Raw genomic sequence first — 20,236 nt, 5'->3', positions numbered from 1 at the left:
CCACTTCCACTAACTCCTCCAAGATTGACACCCATGCCTGAAGAGTTCGAAGTCCCCAGCCCACACGAGCAACATATTGAGCACACCACCCATCATGCGCATGCAAAAGGCGACAGCTTTGCCAGCAAGATTGCGGTGATGACAGCCATCATGGCGACCATCGGCGCTCTGATGAGCTATCAAGCCGGCTCAACGGAGAATGAGGCGGCCATGGACAAAAACAACGCCGCCATCCAGAAAACCGAAGCCGCCAACGAGTGGAATTACTACCAGGCCAAGTCCAGCCGGCAGAACCTGTCGGAACTGGCAAGCCATCTCCCAGGGCTGGATTCCGCCCATTATGTTGCTGAGGCGCGGCGGTACGGGGAACAGAAGGAGGAAGCGCGCAAGAAGGCTGAAGCATTCGAACAGGGGGCAAGAGAGTGGGACGAGAAGTCAGAGCAGGTGCTGCATCTGCATCACCGCTGGGCCCAGGCAATGACAGCGATTCAAATAGCAATTTCACTGGCGGCCATTACCTTGCTGACGCGTAAGGAATGGCTCAAGCGGATCTCGTTTGGGGCAGCGGGTGTTGGCGTCATGTTGGGTTCGCTGGCTTGGCTGCATATCTAAGCGAGGCGCTCAGATGCCTCATCAAATTGCAGTGGATGCCAAACCGTATCAGTCTGGCAGTCGCATCGATAGACACAGATGACCGACTATTACGGCATACAGTGCTCATCCCTTGATGGGTAATTGAAAAGCTATATTCGGGGTGAAAGCATCTCCGCCTTCCCAAACCGCCAGAATAGCCAACGGCCTATACTCAATCCCCAAACCAGCAACGCGATTAAACCAATGCTTAGCAGCATCCCGTGTATCCCGGTGGAACTGATCAGCTTGCCAGCGATGAATGGGAATCCGAATACACCGATGAAGTACGACAGGCTGAAGAGTAAAAGCGCCTGAGCAGTCAGCTCGGTGGGCGCCTCATTGGCCGCTAGACCATTGATCACCGAGTAGTTCAGCCCGTACCCGACTCCGAGGAGTGCGGCGGTGAGTAGGTAGCTGGAGCTATCGTGAACCCATTCACTAAAGCCCACCACGGCGATGAGCATGAGCGTCGTCAATATGCAGGAGGCCGACAACGGATTGCGCTTAACCACCCACCCGGCAATCAACAAACGACAACCGATGGCCGCTCCCATGAAACCGATGAAAAACAGTGAGTAATCGAGCCCGAGGCTGGCCGCGTAGCTGGTCTGAAAACTACCCATCCCACCGAATATTGCTCCCCCAAAGCCAACCATAACAATCGATAACGCTGAGTGCGACCGCAATACACGTGACGCAGTCCCTAGACTGATTTGCGGCTGGCCGATGGGTTGCAGCCGAGAGTCGCGCGCGCCTGCTCCAATTTGCCAGAAGTACAACCCGCCCAGTGCAGCCGCTACTGCTGCACAGAAAAATGCTGCCTGGACAGGCATGCCTAGATAGCCTGACAGCTTGCCCATCAAGGGGCCGCTGCCGATACCTGTCAACATACTTCCTGATAGAAGCGCGAAACAATGGGCCCGTCGGGCTGGCTCGACCATCGCTGCAACCATGATGGGTCCTATCGTGTAAAAGAGCCCCCAGCCTAACCCCAGGATCAAGCCGCACGTCATCAAAGCAATGCCCAGACCTGGCACGAGCGCGAAACCTAACGATGCAGTGACCAGGCATACAGCACCAAGGGCAATGCAGCGACACGCCCCGACGCGTTTCATAACATGCCCCGACCCAAGGACAGCCACTAAAGTGCTGATCATGGCTACAGCAAATACTTGGCCTGCATCACGCTCATCGCCTCCAAAAGACGCCACCAGCAACGACAACAGGAAGGTTGCCCCATAGGAGATGGAGAGGAGGAAACAGGCAACACAAAACATTCCGAATCGAATGATACGAGAAGCACCAAGTGTTGAATTCATGGAGCGCACCATGCTTTGTTCAAACGTTTTTTTACCACGGCTACGCTTCGCAATAGTTATAAGCGTATTGGAGTCAAGGTATAAAAATCTGAACGTATCCAGGAGTGCGGCCTGACAACAGGCAGTCGCGTAAGAAATAGCAAGATGCCTTGGGCAGATGCCTACTCCGTATGCTTGTTTGAAGGACGTCCTCAAGCGCCGGCCGACGCAGCGGGCGAGTGATATTGCGTAACTGCTGCCACATAGGTGGCAACCGGTTTATCTACGCAAGACGGGATGCCCGGACGCATACGGTAAAGGCTAGCGACGTTAAAATGATCTGCGGCTTTCCTCAGAACGCTCAAGAGTTGTTTTTCATGTTTCCGAAGGCGCACTTCCCGCTAACGGAAACGCAGCTGATTACCGCGATCTCCCAACGCTTCGACGTAAGCGTCTGTGCAATACACCTTGCGTATGAAACTGACCTTAACTGGGTTGAAAGCGCAATCGCAACGTCGGGTTGCTGGAAGCGATCCCTTAAGCGCACATGGACGTGAGCGTGGCGAGCAGTGAAGCCGACTTCTGAGCGATGACGGTAAGACAGGTGTGCCCATGTCAGCCGCGAACTTGCCCGTTGCTCTAAAAGCCTCGGGGGACTGAACATGCCATGTTCGTCGTGACTGCTGTCATCGCATAGGAGGTTCTTGAGGGCCAATAACGTGGGACGACCTTGAGTCCAACCGTTATGCGGCAGTGTCCCCTGATTACTCGGTAAGCTAGGCTTATAGCTTGCTGAAAAGCCTCTCGTAACCACACCTGATGATTAATATGCTCGACTGGATAGCCTCCGTTTTTTCTTTGCCTTTGTTCATGAGGGCTCCTTAGCCGCTGCGGCACGTTCGCTGGGGGTGGAGCACGCGACTGTGGTTCGCCGAATAGCTGCCCTCGAAGCCTCTTTGAACATGAAGCTGGTAGATCGTAGGGGCCGTGTTTACCAGCTGACCGAGGATGGTGTGAGGGTAGGTGAATATGCAGCGCAGATGGAGTCTGCGTCACTTGCACTCAGGCGATTCGCTGACGGGGAAGAAAGTCGCATTGAGGGTGAGGTAATCTTGTCCGCACCTCCTGCGTACCTCGGAACTTTGGTAGCTCGGCGGCTCGGAGTATTGCGCGAGCGATATCCCCGGTTACAGCTCAGGCTCGTTGGAGCTAAGTCCGCCGCTTCGTTGGCAAGGAAAGAAACCGATATTGCCATTACCTTCAGCAGGCCGGAAGAACAGAGCGTCGTCGCCAAAAGCCTCGGCTCCTTGCGTTTTTACCCTCATGCTAGCAAGGACTACATCCATCAACGTGAACCTGAACAGTTCGAGTTCATAGGCTACGACCGTAGCATGGACGATTCGATACAGCAGCAATGGCTCCTGGATCGGCTGGGTGGACGGCCGCTCTCCGTCACCAGCAATGACCTGCGCATCCAGGCATTAGCTGCCGTAGGTAATGCTGGCATAGTTTTCCTGCCAGATTTTTTAGGCATTGAGTATGGGCTGGCGAGGGTTACCGTTGATGTGGATCACACACCGCTGGAACTGCCCATCTGGCTCGCGTTTCATGAAGATCTCCGCAGCTCTCTAAAAATCCGAGCAGTCTTGGATTTCCTCATGGAGGGGCTAAACGCTGGCGCAGGAGCCGTGAATTTTTTCACATCCCGTTTGTGGTTTTAGCGAATAGGCCGTCACCTGGCATATCTCTACCCTAGTCAGAATTTGAATTTCTGGCTGAAGATAGAGGCTATTCACCAATGAGCAGTACCCATCCCCAACAAAGCTCAATGGCTGTGTACCGCACAGCGTGGATCGTGACCGCGATCTTTATACTGTCGAATGCGGCTACGCCGCTCTACAGCTCTTGGCAGCAATCCCTCGGCTTCACATCCGGGGTGCTGACCGTGATATTTGCCTGCTACATCATCGGCCTCCTTCTTACTCTCACCGTCGCGGGGCAGTTGTCCGACCACTACGGGCGCAAAGCACTCCTCCTGCCCTGTGTGGGGCTTGCTATCGTCGCAGCGATTCTTTTCGACCAGGCCAACAGCATGGGCGTCTTGATGCTCGCACGCTTTCTCACAGGCGTTTCGGTTGGCCTCGTTGTATCTGGGGGGATGGCGAATGTTGTTGAGCATGCTCAGCCGCATCGTAAGCACTTTGCTTCGCTAATGGCGTCTGTCGCAATGGTGGCCGGAGCAGGCACCGGGCCGTTATTGGCGGGGGGCGTGGCGCAATATTTTCCAAACCCGATCCACACAGTCTTCCGAATTGAGATTGTGATTTTGTGCGTGGCGCTCGTGGCGCTGCTTAATCAGAAGAACCTGAAGCTTGGGGGGGGGTTCGTTTAAACCGCGCTTGCCCACCGTTGCTAAGCAAAGTTTCGGCATCGTGCTGTTAGGGATAGCGTTCTTCGGCCCTGGGATAACTTCGACATCATTCATCCTCTCGCTCGGCCCCAAGCTGATAGCGACTTTTCTAGGCGTGAACAGTCCCCTTGTCACGGGTTGTATGGCCTTTTCCATGTTCCTCGTCGCCGTGGGCGTGCAGTTTGCGGCGAAGCGATACAGCAGCCGTACCGTGTTTTCGCTTAGCGGGATCGGTACTGTCTTTTCAATGATTTTCGTGTGGATCGCGCTAGAAACCGGTTCCGCTCCATGGCTGATCGTTTCCGCTCTGTTGGCAGGCGCCGGTCAAGGCTTGGGCCAGTTAGGTGGACTGACCCTTATTGCTGACCGCGTGCCTGCGCAGCGCAGAGCCGAAGCCAACGCAGTGTTCAACATGGGGGGGTATGTGCCCGCTGGGGCGATCCCGGTGATAACAGGTTACTTGATCGACTTTTGGGGGCTGAGCATTAGAATAAGCTCACTTGCGCTCATTATCGCGAGTCTTGCTTCTTTGGCGCTCATGCAGCTTTGGAGGCACGTCCCTAAGCAAAGTCAAACTCGTACACACGGCGAGGCTTAACGAGCGTATCCGTCCGGCCAAGTCATCTACCCAGCCCCGCAAAGCCACGACATGGTGTGCACTTAAATTTAAGTGGTCACCAGTTCTAGCCTTTTAAGCGGGTATTTCATGCAGCCACAACGCCGTTCCTACTCCAAGTCCTTCAAGGCCCAAGTCATTCAAGAGTGTGCCCAGCCAGGCGCTTCTATTGCCAGCATCGCGCTCAGCCATAGCCTCAACGCAAACCTCGTCCATAAATGGATTCGGGTACAAGCGCAGAAAAGCACGGCGCTGCAACCTGCGTTTATTCCGTTACCCATGCAACTGGCCGGAGTAAATTCGCAAGCTGCATCGTCGACTATCTGCGTTGAGATCCAGCACCCGCGTGGCACCGTCAAGGTGAACTGGCCAACTGAAAGTGCTTCTGCGTGCGCGACCTTTCTTCGAGACCTGCTGCGATGATTCGCATCGACTCCATCTGGCTCGCCACCGAGCCGATGGACATGCGTGCTGGCACCGAGACCGCGTTGGCCAGAGTGATCGCGGTGTTCGGTGCGGCGAAGCCGCACTGTGCTTATCTATTCGCCAACCGCCGCGCCACTCGTATGAAAGTTCTGGTGCATGACGGTTTCGGCATCTGGCTGGCTACTCGCCGGTTGAACCAAGGCAAGTTCCACTGGCCAAGCATTCGCCATGGCTCTGAAATACAGTTGGATACTGAGCAACTTCAGGTCTTGGTGCTGGGCCTGCCTTGGCAGCGCGTGGGGTCTGGCGGCGCGATCACACTGCTTTAACGGCTGCCATTAGCCTATCGGTCTATCGCCGCGAACTGCCTGCTCTGGCAAAATCGGCGCCATGACTTCGCTCCCCAATCTCGACCACCTTACTCCTGAACAACTGCGCGCTCTGGCAGCGCAGTTGATGCAGCGTGTGGAGAGTCTCGATCAGACAGTCGAGACAATGGGCAAGAAGATCCACCGCGACCAAACGGTTATCGAGAAGCTGACCCACGAGATCGCGCAACTCAAGCGCTTGAAGTTTGCCAAGCGCAGCGAGCAGTTGAATCCGCAGCAGGCCAGCTTGCTCGATGACCTGATAGATACCGATATCGCGGCGATTGAAGCTGAGCTTCAAGCTTTGCAAACCGCTCCATCGCCGATCGAGAAAAAGCAAAAACCTAAGCGCACTGCGTTGCCGGCAGAGTTTCCACGCACGTTGATCCATCACGAACCGGACAACACTCACTGCCAATGTGGCTGCGCACTCAAACGCATCGGTGAGGACGTCAGCGAGAAGCTGGACTACACGCCCGGCGTATTTACCGTCGAGCGCCATGTCCGTGGCAAATGGGTATGTGATGACTGCGAAACCCTGATCCAGGCACCGGTTCCGGCGCAGGTCATCAACAAAGGCATCCCGACCGCCGGGTTGCTGGCCCACGTCATGATCGCCAAGTTTGCCGACCATCTGCCGCTGTACCGTCAGGAATCGATTTTCGGTCGTGCCGGCTTGGCAATTCCACGTTCAACTTTGGCTCAATGGGTTGGCATGACTGGCGTGCAGTTACAGCCTCTGGTCGACGCGCTGCGCGACGTGGTGCTTGGGCAGCAAGTCATCCACGCCGATGAAACACCCGTACAGATGCTTGCTCCCGGCTCGAAGAAAACCCACCGTTCTTATGTTTGGGCCTATGCCACCAGCCAGTTCTCGGACTTGGCAGCGGTGGTTTATGACTTCAGCCCCAGCCGTGCCGGAGAGCATGCTCGCAACTTCCTGAAAGACTGGAAGGGCAAGCTGGTCTGTGATGATTTTGGCGGTTACAAAGCCAGTTTTGAACTCGGTGTGAGCGAGATCGGCTGTATGGCCCATGCGCGGCGCAAGTTCTTCGAACTGCACGCCACCAACAAGAGCATGCTCGCCGAGCAGGCCCTGCGCTACATCCAGTTGCTTTACGAAATCGAGAGCGAAGTCCGCGACCTGGAACCGGATTTACGCCGTCGAATACGGCAAGAAAAAGCCGTACCGGTGGTGGAGAGGCTGCATGCTTGGATGATCGCCCAGCGCGACCTTGTGCCTGAAGGTTCGGCTATCAGCAGAGCGCTGGATTACAGCCTGAAACGCTGGGCAGCGCTGTCGCGCTACCTCGATAACGGGGCTGTACCCATTGATAATAACTGGTGCGAGAACCAGATCCGACCATGGGCTCTTGGACGCAAGAACTGGCTCTTCGCAGGGTCGTTGCGTAGCGGCAAACGGGCGGCGGCGATCATGAGTTTGATCCAATCGGCGCGTCTCAACGGGCATGATCCGTATATTTACCTGAAGGATGTTCTCACGTGTCTGCCGACGCAGCGGGCGAGTGAAATAGACCAGTTGCTGCCGCATAAATGGCAGCCTGCCTGAGTTACGTAACTGCATGGACTTGACCACCCATTTGCATTGCCACTGACCAGTCAATTGCACTTGTGCTGACCAACCGCTTGCATTCGACCTGACCAGCAGACGCCGTAGTGACGGCCGGCAGATAACGATCCTGAGCAGGTTCACAGAACTCCCATGCGAATCTCCGTTTCTCATTCCAAGGCAGCTGTCGAATGTCTTCGGCGAACGCAAACACTGACTGGGATACCCCAGCGGCTAAACCTGTGTCTCGTGCTCAAGAAGCCTCGCAATAGCCGTATGTACTTCTGGAAACTGTACAAATCCCTCGCGATCGAGAAAATGTCCGCCGCCACTAACGACTTGTTGCTCGGCGTTGAGATTGCGGGAAAGTTCGATCGATGCTGTCGGGTCAACAATTGAATCGTTGTCGGAAAACAGCGAGATGATTTTCTGTGTACGACGGCAAACCTCCGCGTGGTCTAGCGGTGCATCTGTGAAGGCGTGTAGTTCTGGCAACGTAGACACCGTTCTATCGAAGCCGGAGACCAGCAAGACTCCGCCAGCTAGGGTGTGTGCGGGTAAGGACAACAAATGCCGTAGAGCAGTGATGCATCCAAGACTATGCCCTATGAGGATTGTGTTTGTGTCGGCTGCTGGCAGTGATTGCTGCAACGCCAATGCCCACTTTATTGGATCGGGATTGAACGAATCAGGCATAGCTGGAATGCTAACTCGCGCGCCTTGCGCCCGTAGCACCTCCGCCAACCAAGGAAACCAGTTCACATTGGGCGAGGCAGTATAACCATGCACAATTACAATGTGTTTACCGTCATAGCGGTTCGATGTTCTGTTGACTGCATGCATATTGGGTATCAGAAATCAGCGGATTGATCGGCCGCTGATACTACACTTTCTGCTGTCGGCCGGCGCGGATGTCACGGCTGAGAAATTGAGCGATCTGGATAATTCCCAGCAACGCGAGTCGTCGGTATACGTCCAATAGCGGCCATCTGCAATGCGGTTGTAATCGAGGGCTGATGGCAGTTCGTGGCCGGTAATGACCACGACCCGTGCTGGTCACTCCGTTGCAAATGGCTGGTCAAATGCGATGCAAACGGGTGGTCAAGTGAGGTGCAATTTCGCATGAGTGACACAAGACCTGATTTCCGTAAACTTGCCCTACCCCATCTGCCAAAAGCACTCACTCTAGGATCCTGGCTTGTCAGCTCGTTGCAATATTGCTAGTGTCGATCCATGACTACCTATTGCCTCATCTCGACTACCACCACCACGACCGCTGAAAGCGGAGCGTGCGAGGTTTCGTGAGCCAATAGCAGACGAACTTTAAAGGCCCGCCAGCGATGGACAGGGCCTTTTTTATGCCCTTGTGTCGCTGGCTCAAACGCAAGGAGATGCACCCATGTACGCCCTGTTGATACTCGATATCCAAGTCGGGCTTGTTCACGGCCCGGAAAAACTATGGCGCTGCGAAGAGTTGTTGGAAACACTGAATACCCTGATGGACAAGGCACGCAGCGCAGGCGCTCCGATTTTTCTCGCGCGCCACATCGGGCCCGCTGGATCTCCAATCGAACCAGGCAGCCCGCTTACGATGGTTGCACAGGAACTGAAGCTGCTGGGTGGAGAAGTGGTGTTCGAAAAACGGCGGCCCAATGCCTTTGAAATGACCGACCTAGCTGACAATTTGCGCTCTTGCGGCGCTACCGGTGTGGTAGTCACTGGGATGAAAACTCAATACTGCGTCGACAGCACCTGCCGTGCTGCTCGTGATATTGGCTTCGATGTGGTACTCATCGCCGAAGGCCATACCTGTTCAGACACGCCAGTGATGAAAGCTGAGGAGATCGTCGCTCATCACAACGCAACTCTTGACGGGCCGTTTTGCCAGCTAGTTCGGGCTGAGGAGTGGAGCTTCTAGCAGAGCCCGAAAGTGCGGGAGTGCGCATGACTTGCCGTAGGCACGGGCACCATACGACATTCCCGCACGTCTTAAATGAGACGTTAAGTGTCTGCTATGGGTCGATTTTATTGATGAAAAATTGGCCGAGGCTCTGTGTATCAGGCTACGCACACCGTCACACTTGGTGATGGGCCGCAAGATGTATTGCCGGAACGCCTACTAACGAGCCCACTTATGTGGCAGCAGATCGATAATCTGACTCGCCCGCTGCGTCGGCAGACGAGTGAAATTACGGAGCTGCTGCCACACGTAAGCTTCATGTGTGGACTCCTTCTCACCGTTGACTGTGGTTCGCACTTTCAGTCTGGCACTCAAGATGCCGAAGTGAGGAGGAGTCCATCCCATTGCTTTTGGCCGAGGCTGTGTAAAAACGTTTTAGAGCTGGTTTGACGGTCAGAAGCAGAGCGAAAATCCCGTTCCTACGCAAATTTCAGCTCCGCTACTTCACCAAGCACGGGCAGATTTTACGTAGCAACGCGGGCTTAAAATCGGTGCCTGCGTTTTTACACAGCCTGGGCCGATAGCGGCCTACCTGAAAATCAGGCTTTCAACAGAGTATCCGCGATTACTCCTGAAAAAGTCGTCTCTACCGGCCCGGTGAGAAAGACTGATCCCACGCCATCCCATTGAACCGTTACAGCTCCGCCGTCACATTCAACCTCAACGGAATTGGCTAACAAGCCACGACGAATTCCGTTAACCGCGGCGCCACAAGAGCAGGAGCCTGAACCCAGCGGAATACCACCCCCACGCTCCCAAATACGCAACCGGATGTGCTCTCGGTCAATGATCTGGACGAAATGCACATTCGTCCTGAGGGGAAACAATGGGTTGGTTTCAATTGTCGGTCCAATCGTCGCAATCTCAACTGCTGTCAGATCATCCACAAAATAGGTGCAGTGCGGATTTCCCATGCTGCAAGCTGTTGGGTCACCGGCAAGTGGCAACATTGAAGTATCCATTTCCAGAGCCAGAGGAATATCCGACCAGCCCAAAAGCGGCTTTCCCATGTTTACAGAAATGGCACCGGTTGAAGTTCGTTCGCAAGTCAGCAGGCCACGGTTGGTTCGCAGTGCGACCGAAGTCGTATTGGATTCGCGCATCAGCATATCCGCGGCCCCCCGCGTTGCGCTGCCGCAAGCGTCCAGCGTTGAGCCATCTGCATTCCAGAACATCAAACGCGCATCTGCATCATCGCAGTCGAGCACCACCGCGAGTTGATTGAAGCCGACTCCTCGGTTCCGATCTCCCATTCGCCGAGCCATATTGCTTGTGATTGGATTGGGTGAGTTTCGCGAGTCCACGATAACGAAATCATCGCCATTGGCGTGCATTTTATGAAAGCTCAGCGGCATAAATAGACCTGGCGGCGAGACAAGGGATGAGTTGACGTTTTAAAGCGATCTATCCCTATTCGCATGACTTTTGCAAGCTGTGTGAAAACTCATGAGGCGAATGTGTTTGGCAGACTGGACGCATCGTTGTGTTTGATTCGTCACCGGCTGCTTTTGGCCCAGAGTGTGTAAAAACGCTTTCGCGAACACTTGCTATGATTTTTGAGGATTTCATCGCAGGGATCGCCTATGAAGCGCTTTATCCAAGGTGAACATCGAGGCCAAGGCACCTTACTTCCCGAGAGTCTCGACGACTACGTCAGCGATACCAATCCAGTGCGCGTAGTCGACGTCTTCGTCGACGAACTGGACCTGGTCAATCTGGGTTTTGAAGGTGCCACTCCAGCCGATACTGGCCGGCCTGCTTACCACCCCGCGATCCTCCTGAAGATCTACATCTACGGCTATCTCTACCGCATCCAGTCGAGCCGACGTTTGGAGCGAGAAGCCCAACGCAATGTCGAACTGATGTGGTTGACCGGGCGTTTGATGCCGGACTTCAAGACGATCGCCAACTTCCGAAAAGACAACAGCAAAGCCATCAGAGGCGTCTGTCGCCAGTTCGTTGTGCTGTGTCAGCAGTTGGGACTGTTCGGAGAACATCTGGTCGCCATCGATGGCAGCAAGTTCAAGGCAGTCAACAACCGCGACCGCAATTTCACCAGCGCCAAACTGAAACGGCGCATGGAAGAAATTGAATCGAGCATCAACCGTTACCTGACGGCACTCGATGCTACCGATCGGCAAGAACCCACAGCTTCCGAGCCCAGTGCCGTGCGGCTGGAAGAGAAAATCGCCAAGCTCAAAACTCAAATGAAAGAGCTTCAGGCGATCGAAATCCAGCTCAATGAATCGCCGGATAAACAGGTCTCACTGACCGATCCAGACAGCCGCTCCATGATGACGCGCGGCACGGGAATCGTTGGCTACAACGTGCAGACAGCGGTCGATACGCAGCACCATTTGATCGTTGCGCATGAGGTGACCAACGTCGGTTCCGACCGCGATCAACTCAGCTCAATGGCCAAGCAGGCCCGCGAGGCGATGGCATCAGATACGTTGTCGGTGGTGGCTGACCGAGGTTACTTCAAAAGCGAGAAAATCCTGGCTTGTCACGATGCAGGCATCACCACCTATGTGCCCAAGCCGATGACCTCTGGAGCCAAGGCTGACGGGCGTTTCAACAATGATGCCTTCGTCTATGACCCGGCAAAAAACGAATACATTTGCCCGGCTGGAGAGGCGCTGATCTGGCACTACTCCTACGTTGAAAAAGGCCTGAAGCTGCATCGTTACTGGAGTTCGAAATGCCAGGGCTGCGCGTTGAAATTGCAGTGCACACCGAGCACAGAACGACGAGTTCGACGCTGGGAGCATGAAGACGTATTGGAGGAGATGCAGCTTCGGCTGAGCAAAGCACCAGAGATGATGCGAGTCCGAAAACGGACTGTTGAGCATCCCTTCGGGACGCCCAAACAATGGATGGGTGCGACGCACTTCCTGACGCGAAAGCTGGCCGGGGTGAGTACGGAGATGAGCTTGAATGTGCTCGCCTACAACTTGAAACGGGTCATGAAAATCATCGGTACCCATCACTTGATGAAGGCGCTAACGGCCTAAAACCCGGCCTGTTTTTACGTATCCCGATGATCTGGCGCGTTGCTGGGGCGGTTTAGCTCATCAGGAAGGGACATCGTGCCTTGATCAGGCTACGAAGCCGGACAGCCGCTCAGCCTTGAAGATCGAAACGGGATCTAGCGTTTTTACACACTCTGGGCCGTTACCTGTCACGACCGCAGCCGATTGCTGCTAGATGCGGAGAGCCGCCCGAACTTGTATTAATCCGAGATTGTTCATTAGCGATGTGCCCGCGAGAGGTCGACTGGCTCACCGGCATTACCCCACAAGCCCTCAAACCTGAAATGGCTCTTAGATTTCCCCACAAGCCCTCAAACCACGGTCTTCGTTTTCGCGCCACGGCCAGGCGCAAGACTGGCTTGACGTTTCTTGCATCGTCATCCCACAGAGCGCCCACGGCCAGTACCTGATGGTGAAGCGTGGAGAGGGTGTGATGCATCTGCCCACCTCTCATCTCAAAATCATCGATTTTTTGAAATCACACCACTCATGTATTGATTTAAATCGCGCAAATCCTTAATCCTCCAAGAGTACGGCGATAGCTTTACACCATTCTCTTGCAAAGTTCTTGGAATCAAGTCTCCATTGGACGAAGTATTATCGATGATACAATAACGGTATGTTTAGGCAGATAAGGAGCAGGGCGCCGAGCACTGTTTTCATTGTTTTTATCTTCCTTGATGGGATCAGCGTCGATTGGACGCGATTAGGTGCGCGGGAAAGATATCAGCCATCGTGTCGGCACACACAGTCATTTCTGATGCCCATTGAATCAACTCGTTTTCTAGGCGCATCCCAGTGACCGCTTCTGGCCGTTATAAAGCTGTCAGTCTCGAACGATCATGCAGAGTTCGCTTGAACCTTCATCCCTACAAACGCATTCCCATTTCGTAGGCACGAGTCTCAAACCCAAATTCTGTATACATACGCGCGGCACGCGAATTAAACGGCCAAACAGTCAACCTCAAGTCTTGGGCATCATTTGTGGTAGCCCAGTTTTTCACGAGCTGAATCAGACTGCGTCCAATGCCTTTTCCCCAAAATTGTTCGGCTACACACACCGAACCGATGCGAACAACTTTCAGCGGTTGCATTAGCGGCCCTGAGCTTGACGATAGGCTGGCGGTAATAAACGCCGCAGCTTGAAGTCCGACATCTGCAATGAATACCACATGACCCTGTTTCTCAAAAAGGGCTGACCAGTGAGGAAGGTCGCGCGAAAAGTTTTGGGTGGCCGGGGCGTAAATATCGGGACGGGCGGCGTGGTGTACGTCGTTGAGCAATTGTCCTAACTCACACATTCTCAATGCGTCTTCTACGGTCGCGGTTCGGTAAATAATTGCTTCGTCCATGATGTGGAACGCTCCTTGATTGTATGGATGACCCGAATGGCTCCCGCCTTTGTCTCATATCAGAGAGGATATTCCAACGGCTGCTATTGGCCGGTTTCTGACTGTCGCGACGACCGAGGCTATGTAAAAACTTATTGGCGCAGGGCCGAGATTCAGAACCAGAACGATAATCGCGGTCCTACGCAAATTTCAGGTCTGCTGGTTAACCAGGGACTGCCAAGTTTTACGTAGCAACGCAGACTTTAAACGGTGCCTGGGCTTTTACACAGCCTGGACCCAAAACTGACATTGATGCAGCGCCTTCAGGTAAAATTCGCTCGAACGGATGAGTTGCGTCGCCCACGCGGGCAGGGCTCATGGGGCACCTACTAAAGGAATAGAATGCATGTTTATGCGCAGCGTTGCGTTGGGTTTAATGATTCTGGGATTCAGTATTTCAGCAGCACGGGCCGGGACTATCTGCACCATTGTGGCTGACGCAAAAAGCGGTGATGTTTTGCTGCAAGAGGGTGATTGCAACAATCGAGTGACCCCCGCCTCAACATTCAAAATCGCGATAAGCCTGATGGGCTTCGACGCAGCCTTTTTGCAAGATGAACATTCTCCAACGTTGCCATATCATCCCGGTGATCCTGATTGGGGCGGAGCTGCTTGGCTGGAGCCTACAGATGCAGTTCGATGGTTTCAGTATTCCGTGGTGTGGTTCTCTCAGCGCGTCACTCATGCGCTTGGAGAGGCTGCGGTCAAGCGATATACCGAGTCATTCGATTACGGAAATACCGACCTGTCTGGTGATCCCGAAAAAAATAATGGCCTTGATCGTGCCTGGATCAGTTCCTCTTTGAAGATCTCCCCTCAAGAGCAAATCACTTTTTTGAAGAGACTGGTGAATCGCCAATTACCAGTGAGCCCACATGCCTTTGATATGACGAGTCGGATTTCGCAAATCGCCCAACGGCCCGACGGTTGGGATGTTCACGGCAAAACAGGCACGGCCTTTCCTCGAATGGGGAACGGTAGCAGCGATGAGGCCCATGGCTACGGCTGGTTTATCGGTTGGGCGACCAAGGATGAGCATTCGCTGGTTTTCGCCCGTCTGGTTCAAGACGACCAAGCGCAACCCGTACCCGCAGGACTACGAGTACGCGATGCGTTGATAGAGCAATGGCCTCAGCTAGCGAGCTCGCTAGTGAAGTCAGATGAATGAAACGCGGCGGGCGGAGCACCGTATATGGACTCCTCCTCGTTGCAAGCCTCCTTTACTTTGGCGCCCGTGCCGACTGCACACGTATATTCGGCCTCTTACTGCGGCATCGTTTTGATGCAGGGCCATGATGGGCTATTCGCGCGTCAGCTCCCAATCGCTTTTACGTGCTTTACGCACCTGGACATTAAAGGGTTTTGCCGACGCCGGTTCGACCGGTTTGCCATTGCTCGGGTTGCTTCGCAATCGTGGTGTGTGGGGTTTCTCCCGGGATGAATGGGTCAGGCCGCAGCCCGATCCGGTTGGTAATCAGTGCCGTTGCGCAGCATCGCCCAAGCCATGCGTGCAGTTTTGTTCGCCAAAGCAATAGCGGCCACATTGGGATGTGAGCGCTCGGCTAAACGGACGCCCCACTGGCTGAGTCGATCGTCTTTGGACTTGGCGGTACGCAGTGCCGACCGCGCACCATGGATCATCAGCGTTCGCAGATAAGCATCCCCACGTTTGCTAATGCCAAGCAGTCGATCCTTGCCGCCAGAGCTGTGTTGCTTTGGCGTCAGCCCTAATGAGGCGGCCAGTTGTCGGCCGTTGGCAAACTGACTGGCATCACCGATGGCAGCAACCAGCGCGGTGGCAATCATCGGGCCGACGCCACGCAGCTGTTGCAAACGGACCGCCGTTGGCTCACTTGCCGCGATCGCAGATATCTCGCCATCGAGTTCGCTTACGCGCTCATCAAGTGCGTGCAGGTCATTCCACAAGCCATTCAGCAGACGACGAAAGCGTGCCGTCAAACCGTTATCTGCATCTTCTAGCCAGCATGGTATTGCGCGACGCAGCATCAGTAATTCCTTCGGCGCAACGAGGCCGTACTCGGCGATCAGCCCACGAATCTGATTGGCTTTGGCCGTCCGCTGTTCGATTAAGCCGGCCCGGATGCGATGCGTCGCCTGGATATCCTGTTGTTCGATGGTCTTGACGGCGACGAAGCGCATGCTGGGGCGGCTCATCGCCTCACAGATTGCCTCGGCATCGTTGGCATCGTTCTTGTTACTCTTGACGTATGGTTTGACGAACTGCGGCGCGATCAGCCTTACCCGATATCCACGTGCCTGTAGCTGCCGCGCCCAATGGTGCGCACCGCCACAACTTTCCATGCCGATCTCACAGCCGGGCTCGATCTTCTCCAGCACCGCTTGAAGCCAGCGATCGCGCGGTAAACGCTGCCGCCAGACGGGCTGCTCATGACGATCCACGCCGTGAATCTGAAACACGTTCTTGGCCAAGTCGACCCCAATGCGCATAAGCTTCATGTGTGGACTCCTTCTCACTATTGACTGTGGTTCGCACCGTCAGTCTGGCACTCAAGATGCCGAGGTGAGGAGGAGTCCATCCCATTGCTTTTGGCTGTGGATTGGCTCACCGGCATTGCCCCACAAGCCCTCAAACCTGAAATAGCTTTTAGATTTCTGTGCCTACCTCTCATCTCAAAAATCATCGGTTTTTTGAAATCACACCACCCATGTATTGATTCAAATCGCGCAAATCTTTAATCCTCCATGAGTACGGCGATAGCTTTACACCATTCTCTCGCAAAGTTTTTGGAATCAAGTCTCCATTGGGTCGAAGTATTATCGATGATACAATTACGCCCGGATAATCATTTAATCGTTTTCTAAAGGCGGATGTTGTTAGATCAGGTGTAGGAGGATTGCTTTTATTAGCCAATGGCCCTGTTGCTTTGAGATCTATTCCGTGGCACATGGTGCATCGCTGTAAATAGAGATTTTTTCCATTAACATTATCCGCGAAGGATAGTGATGTTTGAATTAGCGACAAAACTCCTAGCGAAGCAATGAGTAATATTTTCATTGTCTTTATCTTCCTTGATGGGTTGGACACGATTTGGTGCGCGGGAAAGATATCAGCCATCGTGTCGGCAAATACAGTCATTTCTGATGCCCAGAATCAACTCGTTTTCTAGGCGCATCCCAGTGACCGCTATTGGCCGATTGTTGCCTGTCGACTGACCGAAATCGACCCACAACGGACGGTCAGCGATTACCGGCTTCATGAGCGAGTTACAGTTGGTCTGTCGACGGAAGGGATGGCAAACAGATGCTCGGCAGCAAAGTCCACGAATACGCGGATCTTCGGTGAAAGATGGCGACTGGACGGCCACAACGCCCAGAACTGCCCTTGATCTTCGCTGTGACCGTCGAGCACCGTTTCCAGGTGCCCCTGGGCGATAGCTTCGCGCGCCAGGAAGTCCGGGACAAATGCGATACCGTGCCCATCCACCACGGCCATCAGCATGGCTTCCATATTGTTCAATGTCAGAGCGGTTGGCAGGCGCAACTGCGTGAACTGGGGGGCTGAAGACATACTCCAGTCCATTATTTTACCCGTCGTGACAAATCGGTAACGCAAGCACTCGTGATGCTCCAGGTCACTGATAGTGACGGGCCGTCCCTTACGCTGCAAATAGTCAGGCGATGCGCACAGGACAAACTTAAAAGGCCCCAGCTTGCGGGCCATCAGCTTGGAGTCGGCCTGCCCGCCGCTGCGAATCACCACGTCAAAGCCTTCATCGATCACATCCACCAACTGGTCGTTGAAGTCCAGTTCCAGCTCAATCTCCGGGTAGGCTTTGCGAAACCGCGCCATATGGGGCAAGAGAAAGCGATAACCGATGGTGGGCAAGCTGACGCGTAACTTTCCACGGGGTTCCTGTGTGGCATGGGAAAGCATCGCCCGGGCATCTTGAAGATCGTCGAGGATCTTGCGGCAGCGTTCATAGAACAACTGTCCCTCCGCGGTCAGGCTGACTTTGCGGGTGCTGCGGTGCAATAACCGCACATTCAGCGAAGCCTCAAGTTTGGCGACGTTTTTGCCCACGGCCGAGGCAGAAATCCCCAACGCCCTGGCGGCGTTGATGAAACTGAGCGCCTCGGCGGTTTTTACGAATGAGATCACCCCACTAAGACTGTCCACAACTCAATTACATCCTTTTGGTTCGCTATAAGTGGAATAGAAGCCCGTTTATCTTCGATTGTATCCTAACTAGAGTGTACGAACGATCGCGCGCCTCGGCCTGGACAGCACGGATACTTCATAGATATGCAGGGAATCACCTAATGAACTCAGCTACCGAACCGCTGCCGGCCCATGGTCGGCACTCCATCTTGGCTGCAATTTGCCTGGCAGCCTTGGTATTACCCATGAGTTTTACCGGCGGGGCAGTGGCTACGCCGTTCATTGGTCAAACTTTTGATGCCCTACCCACGGAACTGGCCTGGATCACCAATGCCTTCATGCTTAGCTTCGGCAGCCTACTGATGGCCGCCGGCACCCTCGCTGACCTCTACGGACGCAAGCGCCTGTTCATGTGCGGCATGGCGTTGTTTGCATTGGTGTCGACCCTGTTGGCGGTGGTTCCCGATATTTTCTGGCTGGACCTGTTGCGCGGCGTGCAGGGCATTGCCGCGGCGGCAGCCCTGGCCAGCGGATCGGCGGCATTGGCACAGGAGTTTGATGGGCATACCAGGACGCGTGCTTTCAGCCTTCTGGGCACCACTTTCGGGGTTGGCCTGGCCTTCGGTCCGTTGTTATCGGGGTTGCTGATCGAGTACATGGGCTGGCGCGCAATTTTCCTTTTCACGGCCCTGCTCGCCATTCTTTCCTTGATATTTGCCCTGCCGAAAATGCGAGAAAGCCGCGACCCGCAAGCACAGCGTCTGGATACACCCGGCGTGCTGACGTTTTCCGGCCTGTTGATCACCTTCACCACGGCGGTGATCCTGGCACCTGAGCAAGGCTGGGGCTCGCCGGTCATCCATGCACTGCTTGGAACGTCGGCGGTCTTTTTGCTGCTGTTTATCATTGTTGAGAATCGGGCAAAACATCCGATGCTGGAACTGGGGCTATTTCTGTTTCCGCGCTTTGTCGGTGTACAGATCCTGCCGATCGGCACCTGCTATTGCTACATCGTCTTGATTGTGTTGTTGCCGTTTCGGTTTATCGGCGTGGAAGGGGCCAGTGCCTTTGAAGCGGGGCTGATGATGTTGGCACTCTCTGCCCCGATGCTGATTGTCCCGATCATTGCCGCGTCGCTGACTCGCTGGTTGTCGGCAGGCGTACTCTGCGCAATCGGCTTCGTGATCGCAGCTGCCGGGCTCTACTGGCTGAGTGAGATCCCGGTCGGCGCGCACGCGCAGATCATCGCGGCCATGCTGTTGACCGGTATCGGTACAGGCCTGCCTTGGGGCTTGATGGATGGTTTGTCGATCAGCGTGATCCCTATGGAACGGGCTGGGATGGCCGCCGGTATTTTCAACACGACGCGAGTGGCCAGCGAAGGTGTCGCCCTGGCAATCACTGTTGCGGTGCTGACGGCCCTGGTCGCACACCATCTGAGCATCAGTGACTCGGTCAAACTGTCCGCTGTTGACTATTCAACTATCGCGCAACGCCTGGTGATGGGTGATATCCAGCACGCGAGTACCGACGCCAGCCAAATCCCGTTGACGATGCTGCGCTTGGCCTACACCGCAGGATTCAACACCTTGTTGCAACTGCTGGCGATGTTCACGCTGTTCACTGCCGCCGTGGTCTTTCTATTCCTGGGACGTCAAAGCGAGATTTGCGTTGGTGCCGAATCCACGCCCGATGTCGCCCGTCTCTCATCGGGTACCTGAAAGCCGCTTTGGAGGCATGCCTGATGTCTCCCAACACACACTTCACGCCGCTGATTCTAGCGGGTATTGGCCGATTACTGCCTGTGACAAAGGGCTGAAAACGACCCTAAGCTGCCTGTCATAACAGTCGCTGGCCTAGCGTGGATATCTTTGCCAGCCTATTGTGCACACCATGTACCCACAAAAAATTGGAGCCCAATAATGATGAGGGCAGAACGCTATCGTGTTCGCTTAATGTTCGAATGGGGCGGCGGTTGCCTTTGGTGTGGAAATAATATTGCACGGGATAAATTTTCTGTAGGGCCTATTGAAGAGAGGCTACCACTCAGTGACGAAGTCAAAGCAATGCTTAACGAGCTTTCACAGTGGCATGACACCTCGCTGAACTGGGATTACCCACCTGATCCCGGCCCTTGGAATGCAGACGATTACGCAAGATTTGACGAGGCTGCCGCTAAATTACTGAAATCCATCCAACAGGAATTGGGTGAAGAATTCGAGGTGGTGTACGAAAAACTTTAGCTTGTCGGTGTTAGCCTTCGACCTAATTCTGATAACGAAAGGATGCAGCTATAGATCGGCATCCTACCTTCGCGACAGGCCGCAAATGGCCGTTTTTTGCCTGTCGCGAAGGACGGCAACCGAACCGAAGCGGACGGTTATCCGCTAG

Annotated in this window: 19 protein-coding genes and 3 pseudogenes; 14 read left to right on the top strand and 8 right to left on the bottom strand. The window is 54.5% G+C overall.

From position 1 onward, the window contains the following. Positions 1-33: 33 nt before the first annotated feature. Positions 34-612 (top strand): DUF4337 domain-containing protein, encoded by a 579-nt coding sequence (locus BK662_RS10430; RefSeq protein WP_123357972.1) that lies wholly within the window; start codon positions 34-36, stop codon positions 610-612. Between the two features lie 131 nt (positions 613-743). On the opposite strand, the gene BK662_RS10425 is transcribed toward BK662_RS10430, so the two are convergent. Further along, complete coding sequence (locus tag BK662_RS10425) at positions 744-1,952, bottom strand: MFS transporter (protein WP_123357971.1); 1,209 nt, start codon at positions 1,950-1,952, stop codon at positions 744-746. Between the two features lie 314 nt (positions 1,953-2,266). Here BK662_RS10425 and BK662_RS35210 point away from each other — a divergent pair. The 8 genes and pseudogenes from BK662_RS35210 to tnpC form a co-directional block, all read left to right on the top strand. Beyond that, positions 2,267-2,386, top strand: a pseudogene (locus BK662_RS35210) (GNAT family N-acetyltransferase); the annotation flags it as partial. 381 nt (positions 2,387-2,767) lie between these two features. Next, positions 2,768-2,884: pseudogene (locus tag BK662_RS35810) on the top strand (helix-turn-helix domain-containing protein); the annotation flags it as partial. Between the two features lie 9 nt (positions 2,885-2,893). Next, positions 2,894-3,652 carry a LysR family transcriptional regulator gene (locus tag BK662_RS10415; RefSeq protein ID WP_375538987.1) on the top strand — a complete coding sequence of 253 codons (759 nt, stop codon included), beginning with the start codon at positions 2,894-2,896 and terminating at the stop codon, positions 3,650-3,652. 77 nt (positions 3,653-3,729) lie between these two features. After that, positions 3,730-4,323 (top strand): MFS transporter, encoded by a 594-nt coding sequence (locus BK662_RS35205; protein ID WP_259695894.1) that lies wholly within the window; start codon positions 3,730-3,732, stop codon positions 4,321-4,323. Positions 4,324-4,363: 40 nt separating this feature from the next. Continuing rightward, entirely contained in the window at positions 4,364-4,939 is a 576-nt protein-coding gene (locus BK662_RS35200; protein WP_311196281.1) for an MFS transporter, read from the top strand. Positions 4,940-5,047: 108 nt separating this feature from the next. Then, complete coding sequence (gene tnpA / locus BK662_RS10400; protein ID WP_259695893.1) at positions 5,048-5,380, top strand: IS66-like element accessory protein TnpA; 333 nt, start codon at positions 5,048-5,050, stop codon at positions 5,378-5,380. Next, complete coding sequence (tnpB, locus tag BK662_RS35195; protein WP_123357968.1) at positions 5,377-5,712, top strand: IS66 family insertion sequence element accessory protein TnpB; 336 nt, start codon at positions 5,377-5,379, stop codon at positions 5,710-5,712. The genes tnpA and tnpB overlap by 4 nt, the downstream gene beginning before the upstream one ends. A gap of 61 nt (positions 5,713-5,773) precedes the next feature. Then, positions 5,774-7,321: an IS66 family transposase gene (gene tnpC / locus BK662_RS10390; RefSeq protein WP_123357967.1), complete on the top strand. Its 1,548-nt coding sequence runs from the start codon at positions 5,774-5,776 to the stop codon at positions 7,319-7,321. Between the two features lie 234 nt (positions 7,322-7,555). Here tnpC and BK662_RS10385 read toward each other — a convergent pair whose 3' ends face one another. Continuing rightward, the gene (locus tag BK662_RS10385) at positions 7,556-8,164 is read right to left on the bottom strand and encodes an RBBP9/YdeN family alpha/beta hydrolase (RefSeq protein WP_123357966.1); all 609 of its coding nucleotides are present in this window, start codon (positions 8,162-8,164) and stop codon (positions 7,556-7,558) included. Positions 8,165-8,720: 556 nt separating this feature from the next. Between BK662_RS10385 and BK662_RS10380 the strand changes: the two genes are divergently transcribed. Then, positions 8,721-9,239: a cysteine hydrolase family protein gene (locus BK662_RS10380; protein WP_123357965.1), complete on the top strand. Its 519-nt coding sequence runs from the start codon at positions 8,721-8,723 to the stop codon at positions 9,237-9,239. 581 nt (positions 9,240-9,820) lie between these two features. Here the strand turns inward: BK662_RS10380 and dapF are convergent. Then, on the bottom strand, positions 9,821-10,636 hold the full coding sequence (gene dapF / locus BK662_RS10375; protein ID WP_123357964.1) for a diaminopimelate epimerase: 816 nt from the start codon (positions 10,634-10,636) through the stop codon (positions 9,821-9,823). A gap of 228 nt (positions 10,637-10,864) precedes the next feature. On the opposite strand from dapF, the gene BK662_RS10370 reads away from it, so the two are divergent. Then, on the top strand, positions 10,865-12,295 hold the full coding sequence (locus BK662_RS10370) for an IS1182 family transposase (RefSeq protein WP_123357963.1): 1,431 nt from the start codon (positions 10,865-10,867) through the stop codon (positions 12,293-12,295). A 479-nt stretch (positions 12,296-12,774) separates the two neighbouring features. On the opposite strand, the pseudogene BK662_RS35190 reads toward BK662_RS10370, so the two are convergent. Beyond that, a pseudogene (locus tag BK662_RS35190) lies at positions 12,775-12,929 on the bottom strand (cytochrome c); the annotation flags it as partial. Positions 12,930-13,182: 253 nt separating this feature from the next. Beyond that, on the bottom strand, positions 13,183-13,665 hold the full coding sequence (locus BK662_RS10360) for a GNAT family N-acetyltransferase (protein WP_123357962.1): 483 nt from the start codon (positions 13,663-13,665) through the stop codon (positions 13,183-13,185). A gap of 385 nt (positions 13,666-14,050) precedes the next feature. On the opposite strand from BK662_RS10360, the gene blaOXA reads away from it, so the two are divergent. Continuing rightward, the gene (gene blaOXA, locus BK662_RS10355; protein WP_259695892.1) at positions 14,051-14,872 is read left to right on the top strand and encodes a class D beta-lactamase; all 822 of its coding nucleotides are present in this window, start codon (positions 14,051-14,053) and stop codon (positions 14,870-14,872) included. 278 nt (positions 14,873-15,150) lie between these two features. Here blaOXA and BK662_RS10350 read toward each other — a convergent pair whose 3' ends face one another. The 3 genes from BK662_RS10350 to BK662_RS10340 all read right to left on the bottom strand — a co-directional run bounded on the left by BK662_RS10350 (position 15,151) and on the right by BK662_RS10340 (position 17,863). Next, positions 15,151-16,182 carry an IS110 family RNA-guided transposase gene (locus tag BK662_RS10350; protein ID WP_123357961.1) on the bottom strand — a complete coding sequence of 344 codons (1,032 nt, stop codon included), beginning with the start codon at positions 16,180-16,182 and terminating at the stop codon, positions 15,151-15,153. A gap of 181 nt (positions 16,183-16,363) precedes the next feature. Beyond that, on the bottom strand, positions 16,364-16,741 hold the full coding sequence (locus BK662_RS10345; protein ID WP_123358137.1) for a c-type cytochrome: 378 nt from the start codon (positions 16,739-16,741) through the stop codon (positions 16,364-16,366). 198 nt (positions 16,742-16,939) lie between these two features. Continuing rightward, positions 16,940-17,863: a LysR family transcriptional regulator gene (locus tag BK662_RS10340; RefSeq protein WP_123357960.1), complete on the bottom strand. Its 924-nt coding sequence runs from the start codon at positions 17,861-17,863 to the stop codon at positions 16,940-16,942. A gap of 143 nt (positions 17,864-18,006) precedes the next feature. Here BK662_RS10340 and BK662_RS10335 point away from each other — a divergent pair, with 143 nt between their 5' ends. Next, positions 18,007-19,566 (top strand): MFS transporter, encoded by a 1,560-nt coding sequence (locus tag BK662_RS10335; RefSeq protein ID WP_123357959.1) that lies wholly within the window; start codon positions 18,007-18,009, stop codon positions 19,564-19,566. Between the two features lie 201 nt (positions 19,567-19,767). Then, on the top strand, positions 19,768-20,088 hold the full coding sequence (locus BK662_RS10330; protein ID WP_221179099.1) for an immunity protein CdiI family protein: 321 nt from the start codon (positions 19,768-19,770) through the stop codon (positions 20,086-20,088). The last annotated feature ends 148 nt before the right edge of the window (positions 20,089-20,236 follow it).

Origin of the sequence: Pseudomonas frederiksbergensis (assembly GCF_003732275.1) — a bacterium.
Classification (GTDB): domain Bacteria; phylum Pseudomonadota; class Gammaproteobacteria; order Pseudomonadales; family Pseudomonadaceae; genus Aquipseudomonas; species Aquipseudomonas frederiksbergensis_H.
This window is presented reverse-complemented; position numbering and strand designations above follow the sequence as displayed.